We start from the raw sequence: 15,413 nt of genomic DNA on the forward strand, positions 1-15,413 counted from the left end.
ACGCCCACCATTTGCGGTCAGCTTGCCCTGAATGTACTGACAGGGGAGTTGAGGCTGATCTCGGTCGGCCCTTCTGGAGGGGGAGCAGTGGTGATCAAGTTGCTGTCGGTTGCGCCGGTGCAGAGCGATCTGATCGACAAGGCCATCACGCTGGGCAATCGCTACACCAAGACATTGGGGCTCCTGAAGCCTCCCGCGTACAGCAAGGCAGCGGAAGACGGTGGACTGCTCGTAGCGGTTGAAGCGGAAGAGGTGATCGGCTACGCACTGTTCGGGCTCCCTAAAAGGAGTGCCCACATCCGCCTGGCCCACCTGTGCGTGGCGGAAGAGCAGCGCGGCAGGAGCATTGCACGGCGGCTGGTGGAGGAGATCAAGGAGCGGTATCCACAACGGCTCGGCATCAAGGCCAAGTGCCGTCGTAACTACAACCTCAGTGCCATGTGGACGAGCTTGGGATTCGTCCCACATGGCGAGGTACGAGGACGTGGTCGCGATGGAGAGATCCTCGACGGATGGTGGCTGGACCTCGGGCACCCCAACCTATTCACGGAGGTGGAGAGTGACGCCCTGTTGGTGGTGGCGATCGACCACGCGGTGTTCGCTGATCTCCGCGGACTCACCTACACAACTGACGTAGAGGAATCCCGAGCGCTGGAAGCGGGCTGGATGACAGACCTTGTCGAGCTCGCCTACACGCCCCAACTCGTCCATCAGATCCGCGATATCGCTGACACCGCCGAGCGCCAGCACCAGAGAGCGGCACTGCCCGGACTGCGCCAACTCACTCCCGCCCCCGCGGCCGTGGCTGAACGGACGGCTGAGCTGCTCAGCGCGGCGACACAGTCGCTCCCGGACCTCCCCGACAACAGGGCGTTGCGTCGCTGCGCGCAGTACGTGGCTGAGACGTCGTGCGCCGGCCTCCGGGTGCTGGTCACTCGAAACCCCCTCCTGTCCCGCCTGGCGGACGTGGCTTGGGAGGTTGCCAGGGTCCGAGTCGTAGCGCCCTCCACCGTGACGCTGCACGTGGACGAGCTTCGACAGGCCCAGGTGTACCGTCCGGCGGACTTGATGGGTACGGACTTTCGGTCTGTGGAGGTGTCCCCACGCGCGGAGGATGAACTAGTCGCCTTCTTCGATCAGTCCGGAGGGGACGACGGATCAGCCTTCGCCGAACGCTTGCGCTCCCTGACCGCGGACTCGGTCGCATGGCGCCGCGAGCTGCTGCGGGATGGGGAGGGCCGCCCTGTCGCCCTCTATACGTGGGCTTTGGACGGGCGGACTCTCATTGTCCCCGTGCTCCGCACCGCGGAGCACGCACTGGGAGAGACCCTGGCCAGGCAACTCCTCTTTCTGCTCAAGCGCCTTGGGCGCGACTTCGGCGCGGAGATCATAAAGATCACCGATCCGCATCCCTCCACGGTGGCCAGGGCAGCCGCAGGGGACGACGGCTTCTTCGAGCACGATGGTGGGCTCGTGGCTCTCCTGGTGAATGTGTGCGGCACCGCAGCTCAGGTGGAGGTAGTGGCTGGCGGGCTCGCTCGCGAGCTGACGGTGGAGGTAGCCACGCTGCAGGAGGGGATGCCTGCCGAGGTGGCCGCTGTGGTGGAACGCGCCTGGTGGCCGGCGAAGGTCATCGACTCCGGGCTGCCGTCCTTTCTGGTGCCGATCAAACCGCGTTGGTCCTCGGAACTGTTCAACTTCCCGGCCATGCTTCTACCACGTAGCCAGGTGCTGGGCATCAGCAGGGAGCATGTCTACTACCGAACTTCGGGGCACCGGGGCGAGAGCGTTCCCGGTCGTCTCCTCTGGTACGTCAGCGAGGGTCCTTCCAGCGTGGAAAGCCAGATGGTCGTGGGCAGTTCGCGGTTGGACGAGGTGCTCATCGACACACCCGACAGTCTCTTCTCGAAATTCGAACACCTGGGCGTATATGGTCGGGCTGAGGTGTACGGAGTCGCAGATGCCTCTGGTCGTGCCATGGCGCTGAGGTTCTCGGACACCGAGATCTTCCCCGAGCCAGTAACGCTTCGGCGGTTGACCTCGCTGGCCAGGGAACTGGGACTACCTTGGTCGTCGAACTCGTTGATCTCGCTGTCGAAGATCAGAAACGAGCTGTTTCAGGCTGTCTACCAAGAGGGGCACCGAAAGAAGTGAACGACCCGGAACGCGCGATGCTGCTGTCCGTCCACCCGCGCTTCGCCACCGCGATCCTGGCCGGGAGTAAGACGGTGGAGGTCCGCCGCCAACGCGTCGCCGCGCCTCCCGGAACGCCCGTCCTGCTCTATGCGACCGCGCCCACCATGGCCCTGGTGGGCATGGCGCGCATCGCCTCAGTCCACGTGGCCTCTCCCAAGGAGGTCTGGTCGGCGCATCGCACTCAGACGGGAATCACTCGACGCGAGTACGACTCCTACATGAGTGGCGCCGCCCAGGCGAGTGGCCTCACGCTGGCGGATCCTGTGTCCTTCGACGAGCCGGTAACGCTCAGAGCGTTGCGCGCCAAGGGAGCTTTCCATCCTCCACAGAGCTACCGATACATGAAGGGCGATGACCTGCGGCAGGTAGCCGAAGCCGGCCCCGTGGTGGTGACGGCCCTTCGCGGGGCGCTGGGCGATCTGGTGCCCGCTTAGGAGAGGGAAGCGAGCCAGAAACGTTGGTCACCAGAGGAAAATGTTGATCGTCGGGACCATGGCGAAGAGCAACGTCGCCCGCCCCAGTAGGACGCCGAGGCCGGGACCGCAAGTCCGTTGACGGCTGACCAGTCAGACCTGCCAGGTTCGCAGGACGCGCAGTTGGCGCCTTCACTCACCAGCGTGCTCGCCAGCGCCGAGGCCGCTGGCTACAACCCCGTCACCGTCCTCCACCAAGCATCCGGCCAACGTTCCCTGGATGACGCAAAATCAGCATCCGAAGTCCTTGTCTGGCGCATCCAGCGCCTAGGTGACCGACACGTCCCCAGCCCCCGAGCGCAAGCAGCGAAAGCCCGCAACACCGCACAACGCGCGAGCCCTCAAGCTTACGCCCCGGCCGTGGATCCGCTCCGTTCAAATCCCCCAGCGCGAAGGCGGTGACCAGTGCGATCGAGAGCTCCCTCAGCACCTTCTCGGTGATGGGAACTGCTCTTCTCGCGCCTCGCGCTCACGCCTCTCGTGGTTAGGGAGCATCTCCGAGCCCATGGCAGGAAGGAGCCAAGATCGGGAATCACGCCCGAGCCGCTCCCTGCTCACGGCACGCTGTAGGAAGCCCCCTGACCGATGTCTGTAGACCTCCGGAGCAGAGCGCATGACTGAGCGAACCGTCTACCTCGACCCTCCCCCGTACGACTGGCGCTCCCGGAAGGTCCTCGTCCGGCCCTACCGCTGGTACGCCATTGTCCGGCTCGACCGTGACGGGTACGCCAACGTCACGCGGCGGCAGGGAAACGCCGGCGAACTGGCCGCTGCCTACACCGAAGCCGTCGATGCGGCCCGCAGAGCGGGCATCGACCGCATCCGGTACGACGGCAGCTCGGACACCTTCTCGTGGACCGGCGGCCCGGAATGGATCACCTTGTTCGTTCCCTTCCGGCATGTCGAAGCCACGGTTGAGGCGCTGCGTGTCGCCGAGCTCAACCACGACTACGGCATGTTCCACACGCTCACCGACGAGATGGCTCTGCCCGTCGATGACTGGCTGGCTCCCGGCGAGCGGGAGCTGGTTCGAGGTGTCGACTTCGACCCGCCGCCCCGCGTGTTCCTGAGGTTCCTGCGGGGCAAGGCGAAGCAACAGGGAGTCCGCCTCAACGGTCGGGCCACGGCAGGCAGCATTTGGATCCGCCCCACGCTGTCACCCGTCGAAAAGCAGCTACGAGAGGAAGACCCCCAGCGCTATCCGGGCTGGAAGGACCGTTGGTCGGAGTACGAGGAGCTAGACGATGCGCCCATGCGCCCCTGGGTGGGCGGCCAAGACCAAGAACTCAGCTCCGGGGCGATACCTGTCGCGTTCCGTGAGGTGACGACACCGAGCACTTCCTCCTGCCCATGCGGGATGACCCTGCCGGATCTAGTGGACGGCGGTAACGAGCACGCCACCCACCACACAGCGTGGACCTTCGGTATCAGGTCGCCCAAGAACCTTGACTGGCACAGCGATCTGGCCATCGTGACGGCGCAGTCCCCCATCTCGTGGCGCAGGCTGGCCAACCGGGTGGCGCGGATGCCGCAGAAGGAAGAGCACTACGACTTCAACTCATGGACCCATCTTGGCGAGCCGGAAGAGACCTCGGACAACGTACGCGCCTACCTCCTAAAGGCGAACGGGCACGTCATCGGCTATCTGGCAGCGCACGACACCGCCGAGCATGCCCTTTGGGACTTGACCGACGGTTCGCCATACGGCGACAAAGACCTCACCCTGCGCCCACGGATCATCCTGATCTGGGTCGCAGACATCTACCGAAGCCAAGGAGTTGGAGCCACGCTCGTTCACGCGCTCGCCGAGGACTTCGGATGCCAAGTAGCCGACGTTTCCTGGTCAACCCCGGTCAGTGACGCGGGCCGACGCCTCGCCCTACGGATCTCACCCAAAGGCATCTGGGTCAGTTGAACAGAGGATCACGTGTGAGGTCGGCTCCCGCCGACCCGCTGCACGCGCAGCCCGGGGGTACGCAGGTAGGACCTGAGGACGGGTGATCAGTAAGCGCCCTGGCGGGTAGGAGCGCCTCGACAATAAAGACCCGAATGAGCCCAGCCAGGCAGGGCATTCGTTGTGCGCCGCTTGCGACGGAGTTCAGCCAGAAGCGGGGTGCGATCGACAAATGCAGCGTTGGATAGTTGCCGCATGGATGCGATCGAAGCCGCTCGTGCCGTAGTAGAAGAGCACCACCTTGGAGCGCGAGCCGGGTTCCTGGGCGGCAGCGTCGTCCGACTTGGCGTCGCGGCGCAGGGCGCGCTCGTCAAGGACGACGGGTCGCGACCGGCCCCGTCCTCGGCGGCAGTGAACACACCTTCGCCTTCGGCTGGCAACTCGGCGTATGCCCTATCCGTTCTGCGGACGGTGGTCAGTCCGGGCTGCGAGCCGACCACCTTTTACGGACCAGCTACTGCCACAGTTTTGCCGGGTGTCCGCGCATTCGTCAGTCGACGAGGTAGTGGGCTTCGACGTAGGCGACGGTGGAGCCGTAGGGCTCTCCTACCGGCTTCAACATGTACCGGCGGAAGACCGCAGCGGTGGCACGGCGTATTGGCCATGCCGGACGACTCAGCGAGAACCCGGTTGACTACGCGGATCTATCACGGCGAGCTCTCGCGCCGCTCATGTTCATCCGCCACGTGAGCATCTCCCTGCTGACCCCATACCGGAGCATCGCAACGTCAGGACTGAGTTGCTTTCGAGCGATGGACCAGGCGGCCTCGTTCGTGATCAGGAGGTTGCCGGCCAGCCAGTTGGCTTCGTCTTCGACGTCTCCATCCCAATGCCGACAGCCACGTGCGTCGAACGCCGGGCCGGGTGGATGCTGGAGCAGCGCATGAGCGATTTCGTGGCCGGTTGAGCTGTTCTGGCGTCCCTCGTCATGAGAGTCGTTCACCCAGATCTGTCGCCGCGGCCCAGCGTGCACGGTCAGGGCGCTGACAGCTTCACGCTCACTGGTAAGCAGCTTCCCGATCCGAGCGTCAGCGGATATTGCTGAGCTGAACGTACTGATGGGGATCATCAAGTGTTCGGCCAATCGCGCGGGGGCAAGCGGCGAGGCGGGGTGGAGCTTGAGCTCTCTCCGCATCAGCACTGCCAGGCGATTGGCTTCAGCCTTGAAGCCATGGCGCAACGACATGAAGAGCTCCCCTACTCCGGCTGATCAGAAACCAACTGCTTATAGGCAACCGCGATCAGGGCTTCGAGCGCTTCCGCAGCTTCGGGTGTGAGATTGCGGTCACCTCGCAGGTGCGTGGCCACCTTGGTCAAGGTGTCCGGACTGCGCGGCTCGTCGCTCCGACGAACAAAGTCGTCTGCACTCAGGTTGGCCCACGTAACAAGCGCCGCGAGTCCATCAACATCCGGCCTTCTACCTTGCGCCAGCCGTGTCAAGGTCGAAGCGCTGACTCCCGCCTGCTTGGCGATGTCCTTCCAGAGAAGACCTCGCTCTTGGCGCGTGCGATCTAGGGCCGCGTGAAACGCGACTGCGTCGAACCGTCCCGCTGTGTTTCGTTCGCTCACGATCTCCTCCTCTCCCGTCAATCCTTGCACAACAGGAACCACTTGCGAAAGTCGAAGAGCATGAGTACCGTTAGTTGCGAGATCGGTATCACTTTGAATCTCGCAACTACTGTGCCCATCAGAGAGAGAAGGTGGAGTCGGCATGGCTACGAACACCGGCAAGGGCTTCCGACGCGGCAGCGTCTCCCGGCGGAGCCAGATCTTGAATCCGCGTACCCGTGCATGGACGAAGCGGGGCGAGAACGGGCGGTTCATGGACGGGAAGGCAGGCAGCTCTCCGTTCAAGGGAGTCCGCCGCGAAAAGTAGATCGCTCACTTCAGTGGGAGAACCGTCATGTCTCTCACTTGCACGGATGGAGATCCTGATGGTTCGTAAAGATTCTCTTCCTTCGCTCCTCGAAGAAGGACGCCGCAAGATCCAAGTGACCGACGAGGAACTCAAGGAGGCCAAGCGCCGCCGTCGACTCCTCGCCGCGTCCGTCCGCCGAGCCTTCGCCGGCTCAATCACCTACTTCAACGGCAGCGTCGCGCACGGCGATGCCAACACTCCTCTGACCGACGTCGATCTCGGGGTCGTTCTCACCGCGAAGGACGCGGAGCCCTACGGTCCGGGCAAGAAGAGCGCCCTGCCACTCATGGAGATCGCCCGAGACGCGATCCATGAAGACCTTGACGCGGAATTTCAGAACCTGATCGTCGAGGTCGTCGGCCGTCGCCGCGCAGTCCTCGTACGCTTCGGCGACTCGGTCACCAAGGGCCAAGCCGACTTCACCGCAGACGTCATGACCGCGCTCCCGCACCCCTCCGGACGCGGGCTGTACATCCCGAATACGAAGATCGCGGACCAGTGGGACCGCGCCGATCCGATCACGCACACCCAGATGGTGCTGCAGGCCATCACGGACACGAAGGTCGTATTCGCCCGTACAGTGCGGCTGCTGAAGCACTGGAACGGCACGCACAGCAAGCCCATGTGCTCCTGGAACATCAAGGCCCTCTCCCTTGGGTGCCTCAACGAGCCCATGCCGCTGATCAACGCGCTCCAGGTCTTCTTCACCTACGCGGCAGATGAGATCGACAAGGGCCCGACACCGGACCCTGCCGACGTGGCCGGGCCCATCCCTCTCAACATGACACGCCGCGAGGTACACAAACGGCTGTGCACCGCACGTGACTACGTCGATCTTGCGATCGAGCATGAGGCCGCCGGACGCCTGCTCAGCGCCCAGCACGCTCTTCACCAGGTCCTCCCCGAACTCATCCCGGATGCGGACGCCACCCACGAGGAGTCCGCCCGATTGACGTCGACTGTCCGCTCGGGCGGGACGGCCGCCACCGGCCTAGGTCTCGCCGTCGGACCCGTCACGCCCACCCGGGCCTGGGGAATCTGAGCCATGCCGGCCTGGTACGGGGTCCAGCCTGTCTGGTGGGCCCCGCTCGAACGTGACGCCCGGCGGCGCCTCGGATCCGATCTCCGACACACGTACCGCCGCGGCTCGCTGACGTACCAAATCGCCGGACTCGACGTCATAGGCGAGCCCGACCCGATCGACGTCAGCATCAGTTTCTACGAGAACCCGCTCTACCTGACGTACGGCCAGAACCCTCAGGATTTCCCGCGCGTCCACGCTAAGCCGGGAGCATCCTCGAAGCACCGCTACTCCAACGATGATGCCCTCTGCCTATGGCACCCGCTGGATCCGGAAGAGAAAAGGTGGACGAATTCGAAGGGACTCCTGGACCTCATCGAGATAGTTCGCACACACTTGTTCCTCGAACACTACTGGCGGCTCACTGGCGGTGAGCAGGGCGGCCGGTGGCTGGTGGAGGATGCCCCGCACGGCATGCCGGGGAGTGGTGCATGGAGGTCATCGCGGCGACAGAGACGACGAGCGGCGGGTGGACCTGGGCCCAGACCACCGCGCTGATCGTCCCCTTCATCGCAGTGTTCGGCGGATTCCTCACGTACGCCCTCAACCAACGGGCAGCGAGTCGGGAGCGCCGGGCAAAGACCTTCGCCGAAGCCCTGACCGCGGTCGAGGAGTACCTGGAGATGCCATACCGCATACGACGCCGTCCCGAGTCCTCGGCCCTCGTCCGGCAGCAGCTCACCGACGAGGTCAGCGGCCTCCTCGCACGAATGGCCTTCCACCAGGCATGGCTCCAAATCGAAGCGTCGACCGTCGCAGGTCACTACACAACCCTCGTCGCCACGGCCCGTGCTGAAGCCGGCACTCAGATGAGCCTCGCCTGGCAACAGTTGCCCATTACTTCCGACGACGGCATGAACCTCGGCTCCGCATACCCCCGCGACCGATCAAACGCAGCCCGAGCCGCCTGCATAGATGTGATGCGCCGTCACCTCTGAGAAATGACGCTGATCCTGGTGCCAACTAGAATTCCTCGTCGCAGCCGAGGCGCTGATCCAGACACTCAAACAGCATCATGAGCTCAGCAGGTGATTCAACCTTGATTCATCGCTTCCACCAAGGAAAATCATCAGCGGAATAATACTCACTCCAGTCCTCTTGATTCAAAGCATCGTGCCACTGAGTCGAGAAGAAAGTGCCATCGAGAAATTTCTCCTCAGGCATTTCCGCTTGAGGGAGAATCTGCCGATCAAGAATTTCACTCACATCGCCGTGCAGCCCTGCGAGGCGCCCTTGGTGGGCTTGCTCAACGCGTTCGATCACAGTGTGGAGCACTCCGACACTGACACCAAGGGGATCGAATTTTGCAACTCGATAATCGCCTTCCGCATCCTCAACTCTACCGAGATCGAGCGCCGCAAGAAAAGGCTCGTAGTACGCCTGAATGAACTTGTCCTGATCCACCGAAAGGTCTACGGCCTCAGGCTCGTCTTCAGCCGGGTCGACAGCGAAGACGCGAAGGCGTTCGCTGCCGCTTTCATCCATTGGGAAATGCGCTGCGCAACCATAAGCGATGTCTGGCTTGGCCCCTGCGATCAGACGGACTGTTCGTTTCTGAGCCCTCATCGATTGTTTGACCTTATCGTCAACACCTCGGGAGCGGCCTTTGGCCTCAGCCACAACCCAGCCTCCCTGCAGCTTCTCACCGAAAAAGTCCGCACGTCTCCTGCTGTTCCCAGCAAAGACAAGCCCGTGCCGCGCTGCATATCGGTCAACATGCATGAGGAAGCGTACCGACATGATGTTCTCGCTGAAGACTCCGGTCATGGCTTGTCCCAAGGTATAGGACAGTGAAACCTTCTCGGACTGATCGAGCTCGCGTGCAAGGTCTGATCGAACGAGCGAGCCATTCGGTGCACGCCGAACATAGGCAGGGATTAGCGAGGTTCGGTGGATCCACTCATAAACGGAAGTCACTCCGTGCTTAGAGCGATCTTCCGGTGCTCTGCCGGTGACAAAAAGCGCATGGGCGAGAGCCGCAGCGGAGAAGGTGAGGCGATCTGTGCGCCGAATCTCGGGCGGAAACTCTTCAGCCCGATACCAGACATCGAACCGATCCTCCTGCGTCACCGTGGTGCTCCTCCCGTCCTACTATTAAGTGCGTGCCCGTGGATGACGTCGAAATCCGCCCGCCCCGCCGATACTCAATCACGACTGGAATCTTTGGTGTTTGGGAATATTTTCAAGCAGAGTGCCCTGCCATTCGCGTTAGAGGATTGTCTGTACGACAGAGTCGCGCCACACGCTGTTCTTCTGGATGTGTTCGCGGATCGCCTACTCCTCCTGCATTCCGGCGGCCAGCATGGTTTTGGTGGAGGCGGTGTTGAACGGTGAGCGTACGCCCCAAATGCGGTAGAGGTTCGAGTCGTTGAATCTGAGGCCGAGGAGGAGTCCGACGGTCTCGACGCCGTAGCCGGCCCCCAACGGTCTGGGCGCAGCACGAAGCCGAGAGTGGCGGCGCGCTGTTGGTGGGGGTCTGTTGCGAGGCGGGCGAATCCGATCAGCTCGCCGCCGTCGCGCTCGATGACGGCGAGGGCGTACTCGGTGCGCGACTCTGCGGTCGCCGAGGCGATGGAGCGATGGAGGATCCGGCCGACCTCGTCGCGTGAGCGCGGCTCGAACGACAGGTGCTCTGTCGCTTCGCGGCTTCCGTAGATCGCGAAGACTTCGTCCGCGTCGGCGGTGGTGAACTCGCGGAGTTCCAGGCGTTGAACGTGGCGGCTGACCGGATACATGCCAGGTGACATTACTCGTGGCCTCCTAGCGAGGAGCGTTGGTCGCACAGGCTGGAACATGGCGATCTCAATGCTCAGGTCCCGCGCGACGGCGGCATCGCGAGTCGACCGCGGACGAGGGCGTCTCGTACGCGTTCGGCCGAGACCGCGATGCCGTTGTTCCGGCTACTCGATCAAACTCTGGGCAGGGGGACAGCCAGCCCGAGTTGCGGGGCCGGCGTACGGCCTCCCGATCATGTCCGATCTCAACCCCGAGCAAAGCCCCTCCAGCCGGCCACGACGTCACACGGCGGAGCCCTCCACCGCGCTACGGCGACGAGTGCGCGCTCCTCAATCCCGCGAGCGTCCCCTAAAGCTCCTGGCGCGCGGGGCGGGCGTGTGCTCGGCAGCAGGGGCTTTGAGGGGGAGCACCATCGCGGTGTAGAACGGGGCCCCTTCCCATGGGTGGGAGGTGCCGACTTCGCGGTACCCCCATTTCGCGTACGCCGCTTGGGCGGCCTGGGCTTCGGGCTCGGGCCGGACCGTGAGGGTGACGCGCTCCACGTCCAGGCCGCGAATCAACTGCGCGTGGAGACGGGCGGCGACGCCCTGCCGACGCCACGGCTTGCGTACGGCGAGTTCGATGATGACCCAGGTGCGTGTCCCGTCCTCGCGCGTGAACTCCTTGCTGAGCGGGACGAGCACGTTGTTCCACCATGAGGTGTAAGCAGGCAGTAGGTAGCCGTAGATGAAGCCGACGGTCTCGTCACCGTCGCGGGCGATGATCAGCCGCATGTGGTCCCGCTGGACGTGCACCTGGTAGTGCTCGATGAACTCGGCGACGTCGCTCGGGCCCTCACTGTACGGAGGCTCCGCGTACACCTCTTCGTACGCCGCTAGGAAACTGTCGAGCGCAGTGGCAGCCGCCCCGCCCTCGTACACGTCATAGCTCAGGTCCTCTGCCGATGTCATGCCGCTCCCCTCGCGTGGGCGTACTCCGTCAGCTCTTCCACGGCCCGGCGGGCGGTCTCGGCATCACCGTGGCGGAGAAGGCCGGTCACCTCACCCAGCCTTCTCGTGACGCGGCCGGACTCGACTTCCTCCAGATGTTCCAGGCTCCCCACAGCGTGGGCCGAGCCCTCGTCGACCTCGCCGGCCTTGACCAGGCTGCGGGCCAAGGTGAGCCGGTAGAGGGCTCGGTTGCGGCCGTAAGTGCGGTCCTGGTGGGCGAGCGCGGCGCGTAGGAACTGAACCGCGGCGTGGTGGTGGCCGAGTTCTGTGTAGAGCAGCCCTTGGGCGTAGTCCAGTTCGGCGTGTCCGTGGAACGCCGCCCACTCCGGGGACGGGGGGCCGGTGTCTGCCCCATCCACGAGACGCATCGCCTCGGACAGTCGTCGGGTGGCCGACTTGCCCTCGCCGAGAAGCGACAGGGCGCGTGCTTCTCTGGAGGCGATGAGCGATCGGAGTACCGGTGATCCGAGTCGGGCGGCGCGCTCCTGCGCGGCTCTGGCAAGGTCGAGACCATCGCGCGGCCGGTCCTCGTAGCAAGCCTGCAAGCTCATGGAAGAGAAGATCATGACTTCCAAGTTGAGGTCCCTCAGCATCGTGGCGGTCGTCAGAGCCTCGCCCCAGTACCGGCGGGCGCTGTCCTGGTCGTCCGCGTCGTAGGCCAGCCAGCCGCAGTGCTCGGCCGACTCCCCGACGAGGAGCTGGAGTTGACGGCCGATCGTGTCCGGATACTCACCGGTGTTGATGATTCGGCGGACCCGGCGCAGGTGCCGGATTGCGAGTGACCGCACTTCGTCCCCGCCGTAGGCGTCATCGAGCTGGACGAGAGAGCGCAGGCCCTCGCGCAGCTCCAGGAGGTGCGTGGTCCCGATGGCGCCGGACTTCCCGGGCGGTGTAAGCGACTGGGCGGATGCAGGCAGACGTACCGCGGTGGCTGCGCCAAGAGAATCAGCAAGGAACGCACGTCGGTCCACGGCAGGCGTACCTCTCTGTGCGGGGGATGGTTCATCCACCACGGTGGCACCTGGCGGGGGCCCAGGAAAGCCGAGCAGGTTCGGGCTCACCCCGAACATCGCGTGGAGGACTTTCCATGCGCGCGCCCTTGGCATGGGCGGCCGGGGCTGTCGCCAGCGACGAAATTGACGGTCAGTCACAGTTACCGCCACGCCTAGGACTTCGGCCGTTGCTTGGAAATCCCGTAAGAACGCTGCCGGGCTCGCCCATCCATGCTCGAGACATGCCTGCTCGAACGGCGTCAGCGTCTCCACCCGTTACCTCCGGTGATCCGATCCTTATCGACGGTAGCGGTTTCGCGGCACGCGGAAAGTCCGGTCGCGCTGAAAAGTCCGGCGAGGAGTCCGGCCGTACGTCCGGCGGCGCCTGCGTCCGGGGAGTTGGCTCGTATCGAGGGTCAGCGACCGAAGCGGTCGGTGGCCGACCGAGAGGAGGTGATGATCTTGCGTTCCGTGATCAGATTCGCTGACTGGACGCTCGGCACCGACACCGAGCCGGGTGCGTCCGGACCTGTGCACGAGATCGAGTGCACGACGTGCGGCGAGGTGTCCGATTCGGCGGAGGAGCGGACGACCCCGGAGGAATGGGCGCTCGGGCATACCGGCCGCACCCCTGAGCATCGCGGCTACCGGGCAATCACAACGTCGTTCCTGCGTGTGACGCCGGCGCCCGGCAATCCCTACGCCAACCAGACGGGCGCCCCGCCTCGGACCACCTGAGTGACGGTATGAACCCACCACTCCCCGCAAGTTCAGCGCCACCACCGAAGCTCGTGACTCCTTTGGCCGGCCCTCTGTCTGCCGCGCCGAGGGCGACGGCAAGGGGTGTCTCTACACCCTGTCGATACCGAGCTGCTTCGGCTTCCTCGCGTTCATCGGCCTGCTGTTGTTCCTCGCGGCCGTGCACGACCTCACCCAGTGACCTAGCTGTCGAAAGGCGCCACCATGGCCGCACCCACAGCAGCAGCACAGCCGATCCGAGACGAGCGGCTGGTCGAGCTCGAAGAGACCATCCACCAGGGCGGCTTCTGGAGGCTCGTACCTGAGTCCGTACCCCGTGTCTACGCTCCGGTCGACCGCTCCCTGCTCGTGCATGTTGAGAAGTGTCTGCGGCGGCTGGCGTGAGGGCGATACAGGGACCCAGCATTGCGGTTCTTGAGCCCGTGGCCGTCGAGGGATGCGACGTGTGCGCGGCACTGGCGGGGCAGCGCGAGGCCGCCCGGCGCCAGGGCGGCGTGCCGACTGTCGAGGACTGTAACGCCGAACTGCGCTCTCACCCCCATCTCGCTGGTCCTGCGGGGCGGCGTACCCCATAGGTCCCGGCCTCGTCCGCCGCGCTGGTGCAGGAAGGGCATCGCGCGGTCGGGTGGGGCCGGATCAGAGGTCCGTCCGGCTGGACCCCATCGGCGGGGACGGTCGGCAGCCGGACGGGCCTCACCCCCATGGCGACCGAATCGGGTCAGGGTCGCACCCATCACCAGTCGCCAGGAGCCAGGATGCGCTCACCACGGAACGTGAAGACGAGGAGCACCTGGCGGCGCCGGGCGGCGCACGCCCGGGATCTCGTCGTCGTGGCGTACGACGAGACCCGTGTCCGGGTGTTGCGGGCGCTGTCCCCGCGTCGTCGGCGCAGGGACCGCCTCCGGCACGGGGTACTCCTCGACGTGCTCGCCGACAACGCCACTCCGGCTGCCGAGGCCGCCTTGTACGAGCGGATCTTCGGCGTCCCGGCGCAGGGCGCCGATGCGCCCCGCCACGGGCCTCTGCCGGACCAGACTCCCGCCCCCGGCCGCGCTGAAACCCCGCCGCGCGGCCGGGGTGCGGGCTCCACTTATCCGCTCACTCTCGAAAGGCAACTCGCAGTGACAACCAACGAATCCGACTTCTCTTCACTGAGGGGGGTGCTCGCCGACGCGGTGGAATCCGCCGGCGTCACGGGGGCCGTGAGCCGGCGTCGCGATGATGAAGGCGAGTTTCTGGAGCTGCGGCTGATCGGCAGCAGACGGCTGCCGTTCGCCCTGACGACCGAAGCAGCCGCCGCGTGGCTGGAGGCGGCAGGAGTTGACGCGACCGTCGACTACAGGGACGCCTGCCTGGTGATCTCGCTGCGCGACGAGCGGACCGTGGATCGGTTGGTGGAGCGGCTGTTGAGGCCCTTCATGTACGCGGAGTCGGTGTGCGAGCGGCTGGGCGACGCGCTCGCCCCCCACCGGCTTCATCCGCAGTTGTCGCTCCCGGATTCGGGATCGCTGGTTCTGGCTCTCCGTGACTCCGAGGCCCTCGGAGCAGCTGTCCGGCTGGGCGCGCTGCTGGGGGCCGGGGACATCGGCGAGGGTCTGAAGCTCCACCGGCCCGGCGGGATGCGCAAGCTGGCCGCCCGAATGCGGCTCTTGTTGACCGGGGCCCTGGGGCGGGGTGTTCGCGTGCTGGCCGAGCCCGGCTGCGCCCACGAGCAGGACGAGCTGAGTATCCACCTGACGGTCGAGCAGGGCCTGCGGCTCGCCGGGAGGATCGCGGCCGAATCTGTCCGCGCAGAGCAGGAAGAAGCCCCCTTCCCCGTTGAAGAGACCCGCATCCCGCCGATCTGGATCTCGTCGGACTCGTGATCCGGTTGACGCTCGCAGGCGTCGCCCTCGGTATCGACCAGCTCACCGCACAGAAGGCCGCGGCCTGGAGCACCGCCCGGCTGATCACCCGCCGCCCGCTGGCGGGACTACCCAATCTGAGAGAGCTACGCACCCATGTCTGCATTCCGATGCCCCCGCGACTGCGGCGCCGCCCGCAAGGACTACCAGCCGCACACCCTCATTGACTTGCTCATCGCCGCCGACGAACACCTCGGCTCCGGTGGGCCGGTCAGTGTGTCGTCCCTGGAGATCTCCCTCCTCGGCTTCCGGGCGCGGTCCAGCGGCAAGACCGGCTTCGCCGCGCTGGAGGCCATGCGCCGCGACCACCCCGTGCTGGTCCACGGCCTCTACACCTACCTCAGCGTCATGGCATTCGTCCTCGCCCTCATCACTGCCACCGCGATCGGTGGATGAACGGTCCCGACCACG

The 15,413-nt window shown here is 65.1% G+C and carries 15 protein-coding genes and 1 pseudogene; 9 read left to right on the forward strand and 7 right to left on the reverse strand.

Features of this window, described 5'->3' with window-relative positions:
- The first annotated feature begins 90 nt into the window (after positions 1 to 90).
- The 3 genes from P3L51_RS01105 (at position 91) to P3L51_RS01115 (ending at position 4,584) form a co-directional block, all read left to right on the forward strand.
- Entirely contained in the window at positions 91 to 2,154 is a 2,064-nt protein-coding gene (locus P3L51_RS01105) for a GNAT family N-acetyltransferase (RefSeq protein WP_354603072.1), read from the forward strand.
- On the forward strand, positions 2,151 to 2,630 hold the full coding sequence (locus tag P3L51_RS01110; RefSeq protein WP_237285554.1) for an ASCH domain-containing protein: 480 nt from the start codon (positions 2,151 to 2,153) through the stop codon (positions 2,628 to 2,630). Before P3L51_RS01105 ends, P3L51_RS01110 begins: the two co-directional genes overlap by 4 nt.
- Before the next feature lie 652 nt (positions 2,631 to 3,282).
- Positions 3,283 to 4,584 (forward strand): GNAT family N-acetyltransferase, encoded by a 1,302-nt coding sequence (locus tag P3L51_RS01115; RefSeq protein ID WP_354603073.1) that lies wholly within the window; start codon positions 3,283 to 3,285, stop codon positions 4,582 to 4,584.
- A gap of 673 nt (positions 4,585 to 5,257) precedes the next feature.
- Here P3L51_RS01115 and P3L51_RS01120 read toward each other — a convergent pair.
- Together P3L51_RS01120 and P3L51_RS01125 are read right to left on the reverse strand one after the other, a co-directional pair.
- The gene (locus P3L51_RS01120; protein WP_354603074.1) at positions 5,258 to 5,809 is read right to left on the reverse strand and encodes an ImmA/IrrE family metallo-endopeptidase; all 552 of its coding nucleotides are present in this window, start codon (positions 5,807 to 5,809) and stop codon (positions 5,258 to 5,260) included.
- 11 nt (positions 5,810 to 5,820) lie between these two features.
- Positions 5,821 to 6,192, reverse strand: a complete 372-nt coding sequence (locus tag P3L51_RS01125) for a helix-turn-helix domain-containing protein (RefSeq protein WP_354603075.1) — start codon at positions 6,190 to 6,192, stop codon at positions 5,821 to 5,823.
- Positions 6,193 to 6,545: 353 nt separating this feature from the next.
- Between P3L51_RS01125 and P3L51_RS01130 the strand changes: the two genes are divergently transcribed.
- Both P3L51_RS01130 and P3L51_RS01135 read left to right on the forward strand, forming a co-directional pair.
- A complete protein-coding gene (locus tag P3L51_RS01130) occupies positions 6,546 to 7,583 on the forward strand; it encodes a hypothetical protein (RefSeq protein WP_354603076.1) in 1,038 nt (345 codons plus the stop codon).
- 470 nt (positions 7,584 to 8,053) lie between these two features.
- Positions 8,054 to 8,560, forward strand: coding sequence for a hypothetical protein (locus tag P3L51_RS01135; protein WP_354603077.1), 507 nt, complete (start codon positions 8,054 to 8,056; stop codon positions 8,558 to 8,560).
- A gap of 106 nt (positions 8,561 to 8,666) precedes the next feature.
- Here P3L51_RS01135 and P3L51_RS01140 read toward each other — a convergent pair whose 3' ends face one another.
- From P3L51_RS01140 to P3L51_RS01160, 5 genes and pseudogenes are all read right to left on the reverse strand, one after another.
- Positions 8,667 to 9,692 carry a hypothetical protein gene (locus tag P3L51_RS01140; RefSeq protein ID WP_354603078.1) on the reverse strand — a complete coding sequence of 342 codons (1,026 nt, stop codon included), beginning with the start codon at positions 9,690 to 9,692 and terminating at the stop codon, positions 8,667 to 8,669.
- Between the two features lie 204 nt (positions 9,693 to 9,896).
- Positions 9,897 to 10,046, reverse strand: a complete 150-nt coding sequence (locus tag P3L51_RS01145) for a GNAT family N-acetyltransferase (protein WP_354603127.1) — start codon at positions 10,044 to 10,046, stop codon at positions 9,897 to 9,899.
- Between the two features lie 44 nt (positions 10,047 to 10,090).
- Positions 10,091 to 10,417: pseudogene (locus P3L51_RS01150) on the reverse strand (GNAT family N-acetyltransferase); the annotation flags it as partial.
- A 270-nt stretch (positions 10,418 to 10,687) separates the two neighbouring features.
- Complete coding sequence (locus P3L51_RS01155) at positions 10,688 to 11,308, reverse strand: GNAT family N-acetyltransferase (RefSeq protein ID WP_354603079.1); 621 nt, start codon at positions 11,306 to 11,308, stop codon at positions 10,688 to 10,690.
- A complete protein-coding gene (locus tag P3L51_RS01160) occupies positions 11,305 to 12,612 on the reverse strand; it encodes an NsdA family TPR-like regulatory protein (RefSeq protein WP_494338534.1) in 1,308 nt (435 codons plus the stop codon). Before P3L51_RS01160 ends, P3L51_RS01155 begins: the two co-directional genes overlap by 4 nt.
- 198 nt (positions 12,613 to 12,810) lie before the next feature.
- Here P3L51_RS01160 and P3L51_RS01165 point away from each other — a divergent pair, with 198 nt between their 5' ends.
- The 4 genes from P3L51_RS01165 (at position 12,811) to P3L51_RS01180 (ending at position 15,398) form a co-directional block, all read left to right on the forward strand.
- Positions 12,811 to 13,077 (forward strand): DUF7848 domain-containing protein, encoded by a 267-nt coding sequence (locus tag P3L51_RS01165; RefSeq protein WP_354603081.1) that lies wholly within the window; start codon positions 12,811 to 12,813, stop codon positions 13,075 to 13,077.
- A gap of 225 nt (positions 13,078 to 13,302) precedes the next feature.
- Positions 13,303 to 13,482 (forward strand): hypothetical protein, encoded by a 180-nt coding sequence (locus P3L51_RS01170; protein ID WP_354603082.1) that lies wholly within the window; start codon positions 13,303 to 13,305, stop codon positions 13,480 to 13,482.
- Between the two features lie 539 nt (positions 13,483 to 14,021).
- Positions 14,022 to 14,963 carry a hypothetical protein gene (locus tag P3L51_RS01175; RefSeq protein ID WP_354603083.1) on the forward strand — a complete coding sequence of 314 codons (942 nt, stop codon included), beginning with the start codon at positions 14,022 to 14,024 and terminating at the stop codon, positions 14,961 to 14,963.
- 135 nt (positions 14,964 to 15,098) lie between these two features.
- Positions 15,099 to 15,398 (forward strand): hypothetical protein, encoded by a 300-nt coding sequence (locus P3L51_RS01180; protein ID WP_354603084.1) that lies wholly within the window; start codon positions 15,099 to 15,101, stop codon positions 15,396 to 15,398.
- Positions 15,399 to 15,413 lie beyond the last annotated feature (15 nt).

Origin of the sequence: Streptomyces panacea (genome assembly GCF_040560175.1) — a bacterium.
Lineage (GTDB): Bacteria > Actinomycetota > Actinomycetes > Streptomycetales > Streptomycetaceae > Streptomyces > Streptomyces panacea.

What these genes read in the sequence shown, in the direction of transcription:
- P3L51_RS01180 (WP_354603084.1), top strand. Translation starts at nt 15,099, where the DNA reads ATGTCTGCATTCCGATGCCCCCGCGACTGCGGCGCCGCCCGCAAGGAC.
- P3L51_RS01135 (WP_354603077.1), top strand. Translation starts at nt 8,054, where the DNA reads ATGGAGGTCATCGCGGCGACAGAGACGACGAGCGGCGGGTGGACCTGG.
- P3L51_RS01120 (WP_354603074.1), bottom strand. Translation starts at nt 5,809, where the DNA reads ATGTCGTTGCGCCATGGCTTCAAGGCTGAAGCCAATCGCCTGGCAGTG.
- P3L51_RS01115 (WP_354603073.1), top strand. Translation starts at nt 3,283, where the DNA reads ATGACTGAGCGAACCGTCTACCTCGACCCTCCCCCGTACGACTGGCGC.
- P3L51_RS01170 (WP_354603082.1), top strand. Translation starts at nt 13,303, where the DNA reads ATGGCCGCACCCACAGCAGCAGCACAGCCGATCCGAGACGAGCGGCTG.
- P3L51_RS01130 (WP_354603076.1), top strand. Translation starts at nt 6,546, where the DNA reads ATGGAGATCCTGATGGTTCGTAAAGATTCTCTTCCTTCGCTCCTCGAA.
- P3L51_RS01155 (WP_354603079.1), bottom strand. Translation starts at nt 11,308, where the DNA reads ATGACATCGGCAGAGGACCTGAGCTATGACGTGTACGAGGGCGGGGCG.